The organism is Streptomyces sp. NPDC059957 (assembly GCF_042730015.1).
Lineage (GTDB): Bacteria > Actinomycetota > Actinomycetes > Streptomycetales > Streptomycetaceae > Streptomyces.
In genome coordinates this window covers 20943-36536 of sequence record NZ_JBHWMB010000061.1, presented here as the reverse complement: position 1 = coordinate 36536, position 15594 = coordinate 20943, and the positions used below count along the sequence as shown (strand labels likewise).

General features: G+C 74.9%; 11 protein-coding genes and 1 pseudogene. 7 read left to right on the top strand and 5 right to left on the bottom strand.

The window, feature by feature from the left end; translation table 11 throughout:
- The first annotated feature begins 130 nt into the window (after window positions 1-130).
- Together ACFWBW_RS31460 and ACFWBW_RS31455 are read left to right on the top strand one after the other, a co-directional pair.
- Window positions 131-1081: an AEC family transporter gene (locus ACFWBW_RS31460; RefSeq protein ID WP_385379664.1), complete on the top strand. Its 951-nt coding sequence runs from the start codon at window positions 131-133 to the stop codon at window positions 1079-1081.
- A 56-nt stretch (window positions 1082-1137) separates the two neighbouring features.
- Complete coding sequence (locus tag ACFWBW_RS31455) at window positions 1138-1530, top strand: hypothetical protein (RefSeq protein ID WP_385379661.1); 393 nt, start codon at window positions 1138-1140, stop codon at window positions 1528-1530.
- On the opposite strand, the gene ACFWBW_RS31450 is transcribed toward ACFWBW_RS31455, so the two are convergent.
- The 4 genes and pseudogenes from ACFWBW_RS31450 to ACFWBW_RS31435 form a co-directional block, all read right to left on the bottom strand.
- On the bottom strand, window positions 1484-2440 hold the full coding sequence (locus ACFWBW_RS31450) for a trypsin-like peptidase domain-containing protein (RefSeq protein ID WP_385379659.1): 957 nt from the start codon (window positions 2438-2440) through the stop codon (window positions 1484-1486). The two genes, ACFWBW_RS31455 and ACFWBW_RS31450, sit on opposite strands and share 47 nt — an antisense overlap.
- A 66-nt stretch (window positions 2441-2506) precedes the next feature.
- Window positions 2507-4087: an FAD-binding oxidoreductase gene (locus ACFWBW_RS31445; protein ID WP_385379656.1), complete on the bottom strand. Its 1581-nt coding sequence runs from the start codon at window positions 4085-4087 to the stop codon at window positions 2507-2509.
- Window positions 4088-4462: 375 nt separating this feature from the next.
- Window positions 4463-5118 (bottom strand): annotated as a pseudogene (locus tag ACFWBW_RS31440) (class I SAM-dependent methyltransferase).
- Between the two features lie 33 nt (window positions 5119-5151).
- Complete coding sequence (locus tag ACFWBW_RS31435; RefSeq protein ID WP_385379653.1) at window positions 5152-6819, bottom strand: IucA/IucC family protein; 1668 nt, start codon at window positions 6817-6819, stop codon at window positions 5152-5154.
- A 119-nt stretch (window positions 6820-6938) separates the two neighbouring features.
- Between ACFWBW_RS31435 and ACFWBW_RS31430 the strand changes: the two genes are divergently transcribed.
- From ACFWBW_RS31430 to ACFWBW_RS31420, 3 genes are all read left to right on the top strand, one after another.
- Window positions 6939-8579: an IucA/IucC family protein gene (locus tag ACFWBW_RS31430; protein WP_385379650.1), complete on the top strand. Its 1641-nt coding sequence runs from the start codon at window positions 6939-6941 to the stop codon at window positions 8577-8579.
- Between the two features lie 125 nt (window positions 8580-8704).
- Window positions 8705-9553, top strand: coding sequence for a winged helix-turn-helix domain-containing protein (locus ACFWBW_RS31425; RefSeq protein WP_385379647.1), 849 nt, complete (start codon window positions 8705-8707; stop codon window positions 9551-9553).
- Between the two features lie 162 nt (window positions 9554-9715).
- On the top strand, window positions 9716-11293 hold the full coding sequence (locus ACFWBW_RS31420; protein WP_385379645.1) for a M12 family metallo-peptidase: 1578 nt from the start codon (window positions 9716-9718) through the stop codon (window positions 11291-11293).
- 36 nt (window positions 11294-11329) lie between these two features.
- Here the strand turns inward: ACFWBW_RS31420 and ACFWBW_RS31415 are convergent, their stop codons facing one another.
- Window positions 11330-12175, bottom strand: coding sequence for a GntR family transcriptional regulator (locus ACFWBW_RS31415; protein WP_385379642.1), 846 nt, complete (start codon window positions 12173-12175; stop codon window positions 11330-11332).
- A gap of 292 nt (window positions 12176-12467) precedes the next feature.
- Between ACFWBW_RS31415 and ACFWBW_RS31410 the strand changes: the two genes are divergently transcribed.
- A complete protein-coding gene (locus ACFWBW_RS31410) occupies window positions 12468-14051 on the top strand; it encodes a beta-N-acetylhexosaminidase (protein ID WP_385379712.1) in 1584 nt (527 codons plus the stop codon).
- Window positions 14048-15532, top strand: a complete 1485-nt coding sequence (locus ACFWBW_RS31405; protein WP_385379639.1) for a cellulose binding domain-containing protein — start codon at window positions 14048-14050, stop codon at window positions 15530-15532. The genes ACFWBW_RS31410 and ACFWBW_RS31405 overlap by 4 nt, the downstream gene beginning before the upstream one ends.
- Window positions 15533-15594: the final 62 nt, after the last annotated feature.

The following is a 15594-nucleotide window of genomic DNA, read 5'->3' as shown; positions in this document are numbered from 1 at the left end:
ACCCCCGCCCCACACCCCGGCCACCGCAGCCGCTCGGCATAGACTGCGCCCGGCCTGGACGATCACTGAACGGCCGCACTGAACAGCCGTCACCGAACGGCGATCACCGAACGGCGGGGAGCGGGTACGCATGGGCGGGGCGGCCGCGCTGGAGAAACTGATCCCGGTGGCGCTGGCCTTCGGCGTCGGCGTGTTCCTCGCACGCCGCAAGGTGGTTCCCGCCGAGGCCTCCAAGGCCTTCGCCGACTACGCCTTCCTCTTCGCGGTCCCGTGCTACCTGTTCGGCAACATCTACGCCGCGGACCTCTCCGCCCTCTTCGACTGGCGGGCCATCGGCGGCTACGCGGCGGCCGCCGCCCTCGCGGTCGCGGCCGTCGCCGCCGCCTCGGCGGCAGCCGGACTGCGCGACCCCCGGGACGTGGCGCTGCGCGTGATGGCCGGTGTCCAGGTCAACACCGCCTACTTCGCCGTCCCCGTCTTCATCACCTTCTTCGGCACGGCGGCGCCGATCTTCCCGGTGCTGCTCTTCCAGGTCTGCGTGCTGTCGCTCGTCGTCATCTCCATCATGGAGCTGGGCCGCACCGGCCCCGGCTCCGGCGGCGGCCCCGGCCGGCGCCTCGGCCGCGCCGTCAGCGCCTCGCTCGTCACCCCGCTGGTCCTCGCCTGCAACGCGGGGATCCTGCTCAACCTGCTCTCCGTGCGCGTCCCGGAGGTGGTCCTCGACGGGGCCGCCTTCGTCGGCGACAGCGCCTCCCCGGTGGCCCTCTTCGCCCTCGGACTGCACCTCGGCGGCATCGGTCTCGACGTCCGGGGCACCACGGCCGAGGAGCTGGCGCTCATCGGCTTCAAGTGCGTGGCCTTCCCGCTGCTGGCGTGGGCGGTGTGCGGGGGGCTGTTCGGGGTCCGGGGCGAGTGGCTCACGTACCTCGTGCTGATCGCCGCGATGCCGACGCCCCAGAACCTGTTCATCTTCGCCCAGCGCTACGACGTGGGCGTGGACCTCTCCGCCGCCGTCGTGATCAAGAGTTCCCTGGTCTCCCTCCTGCTGCTGCCGCTCTGGCTGCAGGCGGTCTCCCCGTGACCCGGGCTGTCCGGGCCGCCTTCGTTCCCCGGGCGGGTTCCGCTCGTTGAGCGGGTATGGAGCTCCCGACGATCGCGGCGCCCGGCGTCGGTGAACAGGCCGACACCGTGGCCGATGCCGCCTGCCACCTCTACGACATCCTCGCGCCCTGGGGGCGGGCCGCCCCCGGAGGGTGGAGCCGGGGCGCCGCCGAGGACGCCGCCGAGGCCATCGAGACGGCCGCGCACGCCCTCGCGTACGCCCATCCGCGGGCCGAGGTCATCCTCGGACCCGTGCACACCGCCCTCGCGGACCTGCGCCGGCAGCTCGGCCTCGCACCCGCCGAACCGCTGAGCGCGGAGGGGCTGCCGGCGACCCCGCGTACGGTGGGCAACCCGCGCCGCACCCGCCGGGTGCGGGTGCTCACGCCACCCGCGCCCCGGCGACAGCCTTCTCGTACAACTTCCTGATGTCGGCGCCGAAGTAGGAGCTGTAGGAGGTGTCGGCGGTGTCCCCGCCGGTCTTCCAGCCGCCGATCACCCCGACCACGCTGCCGGTCTCGGTCCGTTCGTCGAAGCCGATCAGGAACGGGCCGCCGCTGGTGCCGCCCGGGTAGCCGGTGCAGTTGATGCGCAGGAACGAGCCGGGGATCTTCGCATCGGTGCTGGTGAACTTGGTCGTCCGGTTCACGCACAGCCGGGGCCGGGCGGCGGAGGCCGGATAGCCGATCAGCGAGACCTTCTTGTGCGCGTACGCGGCGCCGGTGACCAGGCGGTTGCCGCCCACCACGTCCTCCACGGGGAAGCCGTCGGCGTCCGGGCCGACCTGGGCGAAGGCCACGTCGAGGGCGGCGCCCTTGTCCGCGCCGAGCTTGCGGTAACGCGGGTCGATCCAGACCTTGGAGCGGCCGGCCGCGTCGCGCAGGACCGGGAACATCCCGTACGGCTGGGGGTTCTGGGCCGTGTACTGCGGTACGAAGGCCACCTGGCGGGCGTCCGTCCCGAGCAGGCAGTGCGCCGCGCTGAGCACCAGGTTGCCGCGGGGGGAGGCGACCACGCTCGCGGTGCAGAAGTACGCGCCGCCGCCCTTCATGACGAACATCCGGCCGACGACCGGGATGCCGTCGAAGTTCCGGCCGGTCCCGTCCACCGCCGCCTGGGCTCCGCCGCGGATGACGGGGACCGCGGACGCCATCCGGTCGGGCGTCCAGAACGACTCCGCCTCCCGGGCCGACCACCGGTCGGTGCCGGGTGCCTGGGCCTGGGCCTGGGCCTGCGTCGGTGCCTGCGCCGGGGCGGTGCCGGCCTCGGCCTCGGGCAGGGGGCCGGCGGGAAGCAGCAGGGCGGCCGTGGCCGCCGCCACCGTCAACGTACGTCGCATGTCCGTCTCCTTCTTCGGGGATGGGAGGGAGGGCACGGCCCTGTCGGAGGACAGGCCCTGGGCCGTCTAGACGGCTTGGGGGAAGCGCAGCAGCCGGTCCGGGTCGTAGCGGCGCCGGACCTCTTCGAGGCGGGCCAGGTTCGGCCCGTAGTAGGCCTCGCGCCAGCCGGTCAGCTTCGGATCGGCGTAGTTCTGGTACGCGGCTCCGCCCGCCCAGGGCCGCAGGTCCTGCCAGAGCCCGTCGAGCCAGCCCTGGTGGCGGCCGATGTCGGCGGCCGTGGCCGGGCCGGGCCAGTAGACGAGGTACTGGGCGAGGAACCCGGCCGAGCGGTGAGCGAAGGCCGTGTCCCGCACCGGGACCCGGTTGAGGGCTCCGCCGCAGACCCCGTCGAACTGCACCACGCCGGACCCGCCGGGCGGCACGCTCCCGGCGTAGCGCCGCAGGGCGGCCAGTACCGCCGAGGCGGCCGGTTCGGTCAGCCCGTCCGGGGCCCAGAAGTCGGACCGGGCGGCGTAGGAGTCGCGGCCGAGCCGGCCCAGGGGATCGTGTCCCGGCAGGGTGCCCGGCAGCCGGCACGCGGCGGGGCTCCGGTCCAGGCAGCCTGCCATCGCCCGGACGGTGTCCCCGTAGCCGCGCACGACGGTCCAGGAGTCCCGGGGCGGACCGCCGACCAGGTCGGACAGCCGGGTCAGCTGCCGCTCCAGCTCCGCGCGCCCGCCGTCCAGGCAGAGCACCCGCAGGGCGGGGGCGCCCACCGGGCCGCCGTCGACGGTGAACTCCACCTGGCTCCAGAACGGATCGGGCAGCGCCTCCAGCCAGCGCTGCCAGCCGCGCAGGACCGCGGGGGAGTCGGCGGCGGACCAGCGCAGTTCCGCGAAGGCGCAGTCGGAGACCGGGTGGGTGCGGAAGCGAAAGCCGGTGACCACCGCGAAGTTGCCGCCCCCGCCGCCGCGCAGGGCCCAGAACAGATCGGGCTCGTGGTCGGCGCCGACCTCGCGGACCGTCCCGTCGGGGGTCACGACGGTCACCCCTGTGAGCCGGTCGGAGGTGGCGCCCCAGGAGCGGGAGGAGAGGCCCAGGCCGCCGCCGAGGGTGAGACCGGCGATGCCGACGGAGGGGCACAGCCCCGTCGGGACGGCCAGGCCCCGCGCGGCGAGGACGGAGTTCACCTCCCCGAGCCGGGCGCCCGCACCGATCCGGACCCCGCTGCCGGACTCCGCGGCCACCTCCGCCATGACGCCCGTGTCGATGACGAGTCCGGCCCCGCGGGTCGACCAGCCCGCGTAGCCGTGGCCGCCGCCGCGCGGCACCACGGGGACGGCCGAGCGCCGGGCGAAGTCCAGACAGGCGGCCACGTCCCCCGGGTGCGCGGGGTAGGCCACCGCGCCCGGCCGGACCGCGTCGTAGCGGGGCTGGAACAGCTGCCGGGCCTCGTTGTAGTCCGCGTCGTCCGCCGTCACCACCCGGCCGTCGAGGGACCGGGCCAGCGCCCCGTAGTCCGGGTCCGCGCGGCGGGCCGTCGTACGGGGCGTCGTACCGGCCGTCGTACGAGGCGCAGTACCGGCCGTCGTACGGGCCGTCGCGCCGATCGAGGCGAGGACGCCCGTGGCGGCTCCCGCGAGGACCTGGCGGCGGTGGAGGGTCATCCCTCCTTCCTGCCACCGCCCCGCCCGTTCGGGGCGAAGGCGGGCCCACGGGGGCGGGCTTGCCCCCCGAACGGCCCACGCCCGGGCGGCGGCGGGTGCCTCAGGCAGGGCCTCCGAGGTGCCTCAGGCAGAGCCTCCGGCCGGGCCACCGAGGTGCCTCAGGCAGAGCCTCCGAGGTGCCCCCGAGCGGGCCTCGGGCCGGGCCCCGAGCGACCCGAGCGGGCCTCTGGCCGCGCCCGGAGCGGGCCGAGTGGGCCTCGGGACGGCCACCGAGCGGCCCGAGCGGGCCTCGGGCCGGGCTCCCTGAGCGGCCGCCCCGAGCCGGCCTCGGGCTCGGCCCCCCGAGCCGGCCTCCCGCACAGCCCCCGCCCGTGGTCAGCCCGCCCGGCGGGCCAGCAGGAAGCCCTGCGGGGACTTCTCCGTGGCGTCCGGCTCCCGGATCAGGCGGGCGGTCTCGGTCAGGCCCGCCCCGGCCAGCAGTTCGCCGATCAGGTCGGGCGGGGTCCAGTACACGTCGAGGTCGACCGGATGCCCGTACGCGTGTTCCAGCCGGAGCTGCCGGTCGCCCGCCTTGAACGCGATCAGCAGGTACCCGCCCGGGGCCAGCACCCGGGCGAACTCGGCGAACAGCACGGGCAGTCCGGAGGGCGGGGTGTGCACGGTGGAGTACCAGGCCAGCACCCCGCCCAGCACCCCGTCCGCGACGTCCAGCGCGGCCATCGAGCCGACCTCGAACCGCAGCCCCGGATACGTCCGGCGGGCCACCGCCACCATCGCGGGGGACAGGTCGACCCCGAAGGCCCGTACGCCCAGGCCGTCGAGGTGGGCCGTCACCCGGCCCGGTCCGCAGCCCAGGTCCGCGACCGCCCGGCCGGGGCCGGGCCCTCCCCGCGCACGCACTCCGCGAAGGCGGCCAGCATGGCCCGGTCCAGCGGTTTGCCCTCCAGCTCTCCGGTCAGCAGCGCGGCGTAGTCCGCGGCGACGGCGTCGTAGGACGACCGGACGGAGTTCAAGCGCGAAGTCGATGCCATGCCCCCGGACAGTAGCCCGCCGGAGCCCCGAACTCAGCCCCCGGTCAGCGGATTGTCCAGCTCGGCCCACTGGTCGCCCGGCACGCCCGGACTCAGCCGCATCAGGGTCAGCGCCTTGGTCGGCAGCGGCCCGGTCAGCAGCGCCCGGGCGTCGGCGGTGGAGGGCAGGCCGGGCGCGGCCGCCGCCAGATCCGCCGCGAGCGCGCCGGCCGAGCCGGCCGTGGAGCCGAGCGCCCCCGCCACCAGCGATCCGAAGAGCTTGCGGCGCAGCAGGGTCACGTCGTCGGTGATGAGCCGCCCCGACAGCGGTGGCGACGACAGGCCGTGGCGGGCGAGACGGGCCGGGCTGATCCGGATGTCGGCGAGGTCGCGGTACACGAGCCGCAGCGGTGCGCCGTCGGCGGCCAGCACGACCAGCAGGTTCTGCCCGTGGGCCTCCAACGCCACCCCGAGGTCCAGGACCCGCAGGCACACCGACAGCGCGAGGCGCGCGAAACCGGCCCGCCAGGCGTCCGAGCGGGCGTACGGGGTCAGCGCCAGGGCGGCCACGGGCAGCACGCGCTCGCCCGCGCCCCGGTCCGCGTACGCCTCGGGCGCCTCGCGGAGCACGGCGGCCAGGTCCGGGGTTCCGGCGGTGACGGCGCCCAGCGTGCGGGTGATGTGCAGCCGGCCGTCGAGCCGCTCGGACAGGCTCTGCGCGAAGGCGGAGACCGCGGCGGCCGTCTCGATGGAGTAGACGGAGATGTCCCGCACGGAGGAGGTGAGGCGGGTGCTGAGCGCGGTCTTGACGTGGGGCCCGCCGTCCGCTGGGGACAGGGTGCGCAGGGCCATCAACGGATGCGCGGCGGGCCCGGGCCGCAGCTCGTGCCCGTGGCCGTACCCGTGCCCGTCCGCCTTCTCTCCCCCCTGCTTCACCACGTGCTCGGCCTGCCAGGGGTGGACCGGTACGAGGATCCGCCCGGCCTCCCGCCACCGGTCCGGCCACTCGCCGGTCACCCGGCACTCCGCGTCCCGTACGACGGCCAGCCCGAGGGTGACCACCGGCCGGTGCTCGGGTCCGTACGCGAGCTGCTCGGCCACCGTGAAACCGGGGCGGGAGCGGCAGTTGGGGTGGTACGGATGGCCGTCCACCACCCGCTGCTCCCACTCCCAGTCGGCGAGGTTCGCGGTGTCAGGGCCGGCCGGCTGGCCCGCGCGGGACAGGGCGAGGGAGGCCGTGCTCTCGTCGAGCTCGGCGGCGAACTCCTCCCCGTACGGCAGACCGAGCGCCGCCACCAGCGGGGCCGCCCGCCGGTAGGGGCGGCCGTCGAGCAGCAGCTCGGTCACGGGCGGCGCGGACGCGCGGGCCGCGGAGAAGGTCGTCGCGTACGGGTCGGGGAGCGGGCCCTCCAGCCGGGAACCGGAGGCGAGCCGGAGCGCGAGCGAGCCGGAACCCCGCTCCCGGTGGGTGATCCACGGCAGCGGCTCGAAGGCGAACGCCCGCCACAGCCGGGTCAGTACGGCGGCGCGCGCGCCGGGGAGCGCGGCGGCGTACGCGGACCCGAGGCTGCCGGAGCGCGTGCCGCCCGGTCCGCCCGGTCCGCCCGGTCCGCCCGGTCCGGCGGGTCCGGCGGGTCCCGCCCGTCCGGCGGGTCCGGTTTCGGACAGTCGGGCCAGCTCGGCGGCGACGGCCTCTTCGGCCGCGGTGGCGGGGAGGTGCATGCTGGGATCCAGGGCCCCGGTCCTCTCGGATGACGTGATGATCACTTCATCATCGCGGATACTGAAGATCACGGCCGGTGGTACGCCCCCGCGCACCTCCGGCGCTCTGGACGTACCGAATGGAATCCGTGGACCTCAACGCCACCGACAGCGCCGCCGCCGACACCTGTGCGGCCACCCCGCTCCTGAACTGCCTCCTGCGGGAGGCCGCCGAACCGGTCCCGCTCGCCGGGGCCGCCGGGCCGTCCGGGATAGGGGGGTCCGCAGGTTCCGAGGAGGACGGCTGGTGCGCGTACCGGCTGTCGGGCAGCGGGCGGTTGCTGAGGGTGCGTGCGGGGCGCAGGCCCGAGCGGCCCGAGCTGCGGACCGGGGCCGGCTGGCATCCGCTCACCCATACGGAGCTGGTCAAACTCGTCTCCGACGAACTGCGCCAGTACACCGGGGTGTCCAACGACGAGCTCCCGGTCGAGATCGCCGACAGCCGGGAGACCATCGCCGCGCTGCTGGCCGCCCGCGCGGCCACGCCGCCGCCGGCGGACCCGTACGTCCGGTCCGAGCAGTCGCTGGTCATGGGGCACCCCCACCACCCGGCCCCCAAGGCCCGGGGCGGCGGGCCGGCCAACGGCTGGCTGCCGTACGCCCCCGAGGCGTACGCCCGTTTCCCGCTGGCCTTCCTGGGAGTGCGGGAGGACCAGGTGGTCGAGGAGGGCGGGCCGGCCGCGGCCGCCGCGGTCGATGCGCTCGCGGAGACGCTGGGCGGGCCGCGCGCGCCGGCCGGCTACCGGCTGCTGCCCGCCCACCCCTGGCAGCTCGACCTGGTCGCGGGCAGGCCTCCCGTCCGCGAGGCCCTCGCGGACGGGAGGCTGCTCTCGCTGGGAACCGGGCGGGTGCCGGTCTGGCCGACCGCCTCGATCCGGACCCTGTACGTCCCCGGTGCCGGCCGTGGCACGGGCGCTGGGGCCGCCGGCTCCGCCGCCGGTGATCTGTTCGTGAAGTTCAGCCTCGACGTGCGGATCACCAACGACGTGCGCCGGCTGTGGCGGCACGACCTGCTGAAGCTGCGCCGCACGGACGCGGCGGTCGAGGCGGGCTTCGCGGAACTGCGCCGGTCCGGGTCGGGCGCCGCCTGGCTGTCCGACCGGGGGTACCGGACGGCCGCCTTCGCCTTCGAGGAGCTCGCCGTCCTGGTCCGCGACGGCCTGGCGGCGCACGCGGAGCCCGGCGTCACGCCCCTGCTGGCGGCCGCGCTGGCGGAGGGGTACCCGGGCAGCCCGCCGGCGGCGACCGCCGACCCGGCCGGGTGGTGGCGGGCGTACCTGCGCCAGGTGGTGCCGCCCGTGCTGCACCTCTTCGCCCGGCACGGAGTGGTCCTGGAAGCGCACCTCCAGAACACCCTGGTCGCCGTCGACGCCCAGGGCGTGCCCGCGCAGGCCCTCTTCCGGGACGCGGAGGGCGTGAAGCTCCTCCCGGAAGTGGACCGGGAGGCCGCCTGGCAGCGCCTGGTCTACTGCCTGGTGGTCAACCACCTGACCGAGGTGGCGGGCGCGCTCGCGCAGAGCCACCCGGAGACGGCCGGGGAGCTGTGGCCCGCCGCCCGCGACGAGTTCCGGCGCTTCGGCGCCGCCCACGACCTTCCCGAGATCGCCGCCCTGCTGGCCGCCCCGAGTCTCCCGGCCAAGACCAACCTGCTGCTGCGCTGGACCCGCGCCGACGGCGCCGACTCCCGCTACCTGCCGCTTCCCAATCCGCTGCGGCCCTGAGGGAGCGTGCGGTTCCGGCCAAAGAGGGTCCGGATACCGGATCCCCCCTCACTGACAGGTATAGACCAATGCTACGTTGGTCGAGCAGACCGCGCAGTCCTTGACCTCCCGTCAGAGGAGAAGCCATGCCCTCCCCTTCGCGGGGCGGCGGCCCGGCCGCCATGCCCAAGTACCAGCGGATCGCCGCAGCGCTGCGGCGCGAGCTCGACCTCACCGCACTCACCCCCGGCGCCCGGCTGCCCTCCGAGCGCAGCCTCGCCGCACGCTACGAGGTCAACCGGCAGACCATCCGGGCAGCCCTCCAGCACCTGAGGCAGGACGGCCTCGTCGTCACCGGCCGCCGCGGCACCCGCCCGGCGTTCCCGGTGCCGGCGGGGCGGCCCCCGGAGGCGTTCCCGGCCGGCCACCCGGCTCCGGTTCCGGACCCGATCCCGACCCCGGCCCTCGCGCAGGCCCCGGCGGCCGGGGCCGCCCCCGCACCGGCGGCCACGCCGGCCCCGGCGCCCGCCGGGGAGCCCGCCCAGGCCTGGCTCACCCTCGTCACCCTGGCTCCGGCGCTCGCCGAGCAGCTCGGCATGCGCGGCGGTGAGCAGACCCTGGTCCACCACCACCGCGAGAGCGGCCCGACGGGCCAGACCCGGCGGCACGCGGTGACGTACCTCTGCCCCCGCACCGTCGTCCGGACCCCCGAACTGGCCCGCTACCGGGACCGCCTGGTGGCGGGCGTCCGGGACGAGGACCTGGGGCCCCTGCACCACTGGCTCGAGGGGGCCGCGCGGGCCGGCCGGGTCGCCGAGACCATCACCATGACCCGGACCAACTCGCCGCAGGCCGCGCCCGGCGGGCTCTCCGTACGCCGCACCCTGCACGACGCCGCCGGCCGGCTGCTCGCCGTCACCGATCTCGCCTTTCCCAGCTGGGACCGGCTGACCTTCGACCGGTCCCCGGCCGCCATCGGCTTCCGGGTCACGTAGGCCGGCCGGGCCGAACCGGGCCCCGTCACGTAGGCCGGCCGGGGCCGCACCGGGGCCGCACCGGGCCCGTCAGGGTGAGCCGGGGCGGGGTGGCCGGGTGACGCGGTCGCGGGAGCGGGTGTCGGCGTGGACCGGGCCGTGTGGACGTGCGTTCGTACGCGCATGATCATCTCCCGTACCGGCCTGGCCACCGGGCTGCTCGCCGCCCTCTGCGCCACCGCCCTCGGCCTGCCTCCCGCCCTGGCCGCCGCGCCCGCGCACCCGGCGGCAGGGCCCCCGCCGCCCGGCCACGTCCTGCGCAGCCGCACCATCGACCTCGACCTGGCCGACTACCGCTGGCTGTGCACGGACCAGCCCTTCGGGACCCCGCGCAGACACACCTTCAGGCCGTTCTCCGACACCTCCATCGAGGTGGTGGAGTCGGGCGTCGAGCGGGACCCGGCGGGGGGCGCCGTCAAGTGGAGCGGTGAGGTCGTCAAGGTCGACGGGCACCCGGTCGGATCCGGGGTGCACCGCCGGGTGGTGCTGTCGACCACCGGAGTCTGCGACCCCGGGGCCGCACCGGACACCGTCGGCGTGGACGCCCTCTTCGACCTGGGCGAGAGGGCGTACCGCATCGCGCAGCCCCGCAACGAGCCGGGCCGGCTGCTGATCACCGAGGAGGACCCCGGCCTCCACGTCAAGCCCCCGCAGGACGACGCGGACCCGCAGTACGAGAACCCCGACCCCGCGGTCATCGCGGAGGCGCGCAGGCAGCTGATGACCCGCGCCGCGTCCGCCGCGCCGGTCGTCATCGACATGGTGGTCGGCTACACCCCGCGCGCCGAATGGGGCATGGGCGGGGAAGAGGCGATGCTCGCGCGGATCGCCTTCGCCGAGACGAGCATCAACCACGCCTTCGCCGACAGCAACATCAAGGCGCGCGTGGACATCGTGGCCACCTACAAGGCGAACTACTACGCCCCGGCGGACCAGGAGGCCGCGCCGGTCGTCCACGGCCTGCTCTCCAACCCCAGGGAACCCCGCCTGGGCGCCCCGGCCGCCGCGCTGCGCGAGAAGTACGGCGCCGACCTGGTCTCCCTGATGATCGAGGTCCCGAACGGCACGAGCAGCGGGCAGGGCAACCTCCCGCAGCCGCCGAGCGAGAAGACCGACGACCAGGCGTACTCGGTGGTCGACTACCGGACCGTGGCGCTCTGGTACAACTTCGGCCACGAGGTGGGCCACAACCTCGGCCTGTGGCACGACCGCACCACCCTGGACGAGCAGGCGGGCGGCGCCGACTACCGCCCCTATCTGACGACCCCGTACAGCACCGGCTACATCACGCCCGACCGCCGCTACCACACGCTGATGGCGTACTCCTCGGCCTGCGGCGGGCCCTGCACGGCCGTCAACCAGTACTCGAACACCGAGAACACCTGGGACGGCCAGCCCCTCGGCGATGCCTACAACAACAACGCGGCCGTCGCCCGGATCACCACCCCGGTCATCGCCGGCTACCGAGCCCCCGCCGAGCTCCGGCAGCGCTACGCCCTGACCCTGGGCGAGGGGCTGCGCCCCGACACCTGGGGCCCGTACCGGCCGGGGACCTCGATCAAGGTGACCGCCACCCCGCCGCGCGGCTACCGGATCACCGCGTGGGAGCTGGACGGGCAGCGCTACGCGATCACCGCGAACCAGGTCAACGTCACGATGGACAGGGCCCACGACCTCAAGGCGGTCTTCGTCCGCGCATGACCGGGCCGTTCGGGCCGTTCGGGGCATTCGGGCCGGTCATGTACTCGTGTGGACGTCCCCGCTGGTGGTGGAGGTGATGACCGCCCGGCGGCCGAGGTCGCCCGGCGGGATCCCCGGGTGGTGGCCGCCCGGCCGGCCGGCTCCCGGGGACACCCCGAGGGCCAGCCGCGAGACGATCCGGTAGCGGTCGCCCCGGTACACGGAGTGCACGTACTCCACGGGCCGGCCGGTGGAGTCGGTGGTGAGCCGCTCGATGAGCAGGGCGGGGGAGAGCAGCGGGACGTCCAGCAGCCCCGCCTCCCCCTCGTTCACCACCGTCGGCTCGATGGACTGCTGCGCCTCGTGCACGTACACGCCGTGGTGGTCGCGCAGGTGCTCGTAGAGGTCCCCGGCCTCCAGTTCCGCCGGGGTCAGGGCCGGCACCAGATCGGCCGGGATGTGCAGGTGCTCGATGGCCATCGGGGCCCCGTCCACCAGTCGCAGCCGGGCGATGTAGAGCAGGCTCGCACCGGGGGAGATGCGCAGTCGGCGGCCGATCCGGGCGCCCGCCTGGACGGTGGAGTGCTCCAGGATCCGGCTGGACCAGTGGCCGGACGCCTGCCGCATCGCGAAGGCCGCCTCGTCGGCGGCCAGTTCCTGGGTGATCTTGGCGGGGGCGACGAACATCCCGCGCCCGTGCTCGCGCACGAGCAGCCCCGTGGCCACGAGCTCGTCCACCGCCGCGCGCAGGGTGGGACGGGAGACCTCCAGGGTGGCGCACAGGGTGCGCTCGGAGGGGATCGCGTCGCCGGGCCGCCGGATGTCTATGAGCCCCAGCAGGTGCTCGCGGACCCGTTCGCGCTTGAGTACGGATCCTGACGGGTCGGTTGCGTCCTTCGTCATGGCCCGCCCCCATTTCTCTCTGCTCACCTGTCCAACTGGTCATGTGCATCTAACCACTCGGGGAGGTGGGGACGCGAGGAGTCCGTCGGAATTATTCGGGCCGTACGGGGTTGACGGCGTACTCGGGCCGTGTCACCTTCTAGCCACTCAGCTAACCAATTGGCCAGTTGGTCAACTCCCTGCCTCGGCCCGGTGAGTTGACGGAACAGTCAGGTGAGGAATCTCCGAGACCGTGACCGACGCCGTGACCGACCCCGCGACCGCCTCCGCGACCGACCCCGCGATCGATGCCGTGGCCGGTGCCGCCGCCGCTTCCCTCCGCCCCGACCTCGCTCTCGTCCCGCGCCCCGACTCGGTCACCGCCCTGCCCGGCCGCTTCACCCTGGACCACCGCACCGGACTGCGCGCCGGACCCGGCGCCGGGGCGGCGGCCGACCTGCTGCGCGAACTGCTCACCCCCGCCACCGGGTTGCCACTGGTCCCGGACCCCGACGGGCGGATCACCCTCCTCCTGACCCCCGGGGACACGGCCCCCGGGGAGCAGCCCCTCGGCCCCGAGGGGTACGCCCTCACCGTCCGCCCCGACTCCGTCCTGCTGCGCGCCGCCCACCCGGAGGGACTGCTCCGCGGGGTGCAGACCCTGCGCCAGCTGCTGCCGCCCGAGGCGCTGGGCGCCGGGGGCGCGCAGCCCCGTACGCCCGCCGCCGGCTGGTGGATGCCCTGCGTACGGATCACCGACCGGCCGCGGTTCGCCTGGCGCGGAGCCCTGCTGGACGTGGCCCGCCACTTCCAGCCCGTGGCCTACGTACGCCGCTTCGTGGACCTGCTCGCGCTGCACAAGCTCAACGTCCTGCACCTCCACCTCACCGACGACCAGGGCTGGCGGATGCCGGTCGCGGCCTACCCCCGGCTCACCGAGATCGGCGGCCGGCGCGCCGGGACCGCGGGAGACGGGATCCCGCACGAGGGCGCCTACACCCGCGCGGAACTGGCCGGGCTCGTCGCCTACGCGGCCCGGCGCGGGGTGAGCGTCGTACCCGAGATCGAGATGCCCGGCCACGCACGCGCCGCCCTCGCCGCCTACCCCGAACTCGGTAACCGGCCCGGCGTCCGGCTGGACACCTGGACCCGCTGGGGAGTCTGCGAGAACGTCTTCGGGGTCCACGACGCCGTGCTCGACTTCTGCCGGGGCGTGCTCGACGAGGTCGCGGACGTGTTCCCCGGGCCCTACGTCCACCTCGGCGGGGACGAATGCCCCCGCGTGGAATGGGAAAGCTCCCCGGCCGCCCGCGCCCGGGTCGCCGCCGAAGGCCTGGCCGGCCCCGAAGCCCTCCACGGCTGGTTCCTCGGCGAGGTCGCGGCGCACCTGGCCGGGCTCGGCCGCCGCCCGCTCGGCTGGACCGGGACCGGCACCGAACTGCCCGCCTCCTTCACAGCCCTGGCCTGGCTCGACGCGGAGCACGGGCGGGCCGCCGCCCTGCGCGGCCACGACGTCATCATGACCCCCTACCGCTCCACCTACCTCGACTACCCGCAGTCCGCCGACCCCGGCGAACCGCGCGGCCAGGACGGCGGCGTGCTCGACCTGCGCGGCGTCTACGACAACGACCCCGCCCCCGCGCACTGGGAGCCCGAGGCCGCGCGCCGGGTCCTCGGCACCCAGGCGCAGCTGTGGACCGAGTACGCGCGCACCCCGGCCGAGCTCGAATACCTGGCCTTCCCGCGGCTGTGCGCCCTGGCCGACACCGCCTGGTCGGCGCACCGCGACTGGCCGGACTTCCTGCGCCGCCAAGGCCACCACCAGACCCGGCTCGCCGCCCTCGGCGTGCGCGGCCGATCCCTTCCCTCCCCCCACCCCGAGAGGAACGCAGCATGAGCACCCCGACCCGTGCCCCGAGCCACACCCCGAGCCGCACCCCCCTCCGCAAGCGCCGTACGGCCCTTGCCCTGGCCATCGCCCTGACCGCCGGCCTCGGCTCGGCCGCCCTGACGGCCCTGCCCGCCAACGCCGCGGCCGACTCCGTCAAGGTCCAGTACCGCACCAGCGCGACCGGGGCCACCGCCGACCAGGCGGAGCCCTGGTTCAAGGTGGTCAACAACGGCTCCGGCGCCGTCTCCCTGAGCCAGGTCAGCTTCCGCTACTACTTCAAGGCGGACGGCCCCGGCACCCAGTACCGGTTCGCCTGTTCCTGGGCGGTCAAGGGCTGCGCCAACATCACCGGCACCTTCCACACCATGGCCACCCCGAGGGCCACCGCCGACCGCTACCTGGAGATCACCTTCACCGCGGGCGCCGGAAGCCTCGCCCCGGGCGCCGACACCGGCGACATGCAGCTGCGCTTCCACCGCGCCGACTGGCAGACACTGCGCCAGTCCGACGACTACTCCTTCGACGCGTCCCGCACCGCCTACGGCGACTGGGACAAGGTGACCGCCAAGCTGGGCACCGGCACCGTCTGGGGCACCGCACCCGGAGGCAACGTCCCCGACCCGACGCCGACTCCGACCGGCCCCACGCCCACGCCCACCCCGACCGACCCGGGACCGGCCGGAGCCACGCTCTTCGACGACTTCAACTACGCCTCCCACACCGACCCGGCGATCGCCGCGCACGGTTGGAGCGTGCGCTCCAACGCGGGCGGCCCCGGCGTCCCGGGTGCCACCTGGGCCCCCGGGAACGTCACCTTCGGGCTGGAGGCGGGCAACTCCATCATGAACCTGGAGACCTCCACGGCCGGCACCGGCGAGAGCACCAAGCACACCGAGATCCCCACCCAGACCATGAAGTTCAAGAACGGCACCTACGCCGCCCGCGTCAAGTTCAGCGACGCCCCGAGGTCCGGCCCCGACGGCGACCGCCTCGTACAGACCTTCTTCCCCATCAACGACCTCAAGGCCCCGATGGCCGACGACTACTCGGAGTACGACTTCGAGTACCTTCCCAACGGCGGCTGGGGCGAGCCGGCCAACATCCTCTACACGACGTCCTGGGAGACGTACCAGGCCGACCCGTGGGTGGCCGTCAACCAGCACACCGAGTCGAGGCAGAGCTACGCAGGCTGGCACGACCTGGTGCTGACCATAGACAACTCCACGATCAAGTACTACGTCGACGGACAGCTCTTCGGCACGCACGATGCCAAGTACCTGCCCGAGCGCGGTATGTCGATCAACTTCAACCAGTGGCTGATCGACCTCAACGGCCAGACCAGCACCACCCCGCGCGCCTACGACCAGAAGGTCGACTACGTCCTGCACGTCAAGGACCAGGTCCTCACCCCGGCCCAGGTAGCGGCCAAGGTCGGCGGCTACCGCACCGCGGGCACGGCCTTCGTGGACAACGTCCCCAACGGCTGACCCGCGGCCGGACGCGGGGGGTGGGGGGGGAGGGGGGGGGGGGAACGGGTAGAGGGAGGTGT

Coding starts and splice junctions, on each gene's coding strand:
- ACFWBW_RS31460 (WP_385379664.1), top strand. CDS start 131: ATGGGCGGGGCGGCCGCGCTGGAGAAACTGATCCCGGTGGCGCTGGCC.
- ACFWBW_RS31455 (WP_385379661.1), top strand. CDS start 1,138: ATGGAGCTCCCGACGATCGCGGCGCCCGGCGTCGGTGAACAGGCCGAC.
- ACFWBW_RS31450 (WP_385379659.1), bottom strand. CDS start 2,440: ATGCGACGTACGTTGACGGTGGCGGCGGCCACGGCCGCCCTGCTGCTT.
- ACFWBW_RS31445 (WP_385379656.1), bottom strand. CDS start 4,087: ATGACCCTCCACCGCCGCCAGGTCCTCGCGGGAGCCGCCACGGGCGTC.
- ACFWBW_RS31435 (WP_385379653.1), bottom strand. CDS start 6,819: ATGCACCTCCCCGCCACCGCGGCCGAAGAGGCCGTCGCCGCCGAGCTG.
- ACFWBW_RS31430 (WP_385379650.1), top strand. CDS start 6,939: ATGGAATCCGTGGACCTCAACGCCACCGACAGCGCCGCCGCCGACACC.
- ACFWBW_RS31425 (WP_385379647.1), top strand. CDS start 8,705: ATGCCCTCCCCTTCGCGGGGCGGCGGCCCGGCCGCCATGCCCAAGTAC.
- ACFWBW_RS31420 (WP_385379645.1), top strand. CDS start 9,716: ATGATCATCTCCCGTACCGGCCTGGCCACCGGGCTGCTCGCCGCCCTC.
- ACFWBW_RS31415 (WP_385379642.1), bottom strand. CDS start 12,175: ATGACGAAGGACGCAACCGACCCGTCAGGATCCGTACTCAAGCGCGAA.
- ACFWBW_RS31405 (WP_385379639.1), top strand. CDS start 14,048: ATGAGCACCCCGACCCGTGCCCCGAGCCACACCCCGAGCCGCACCCCC.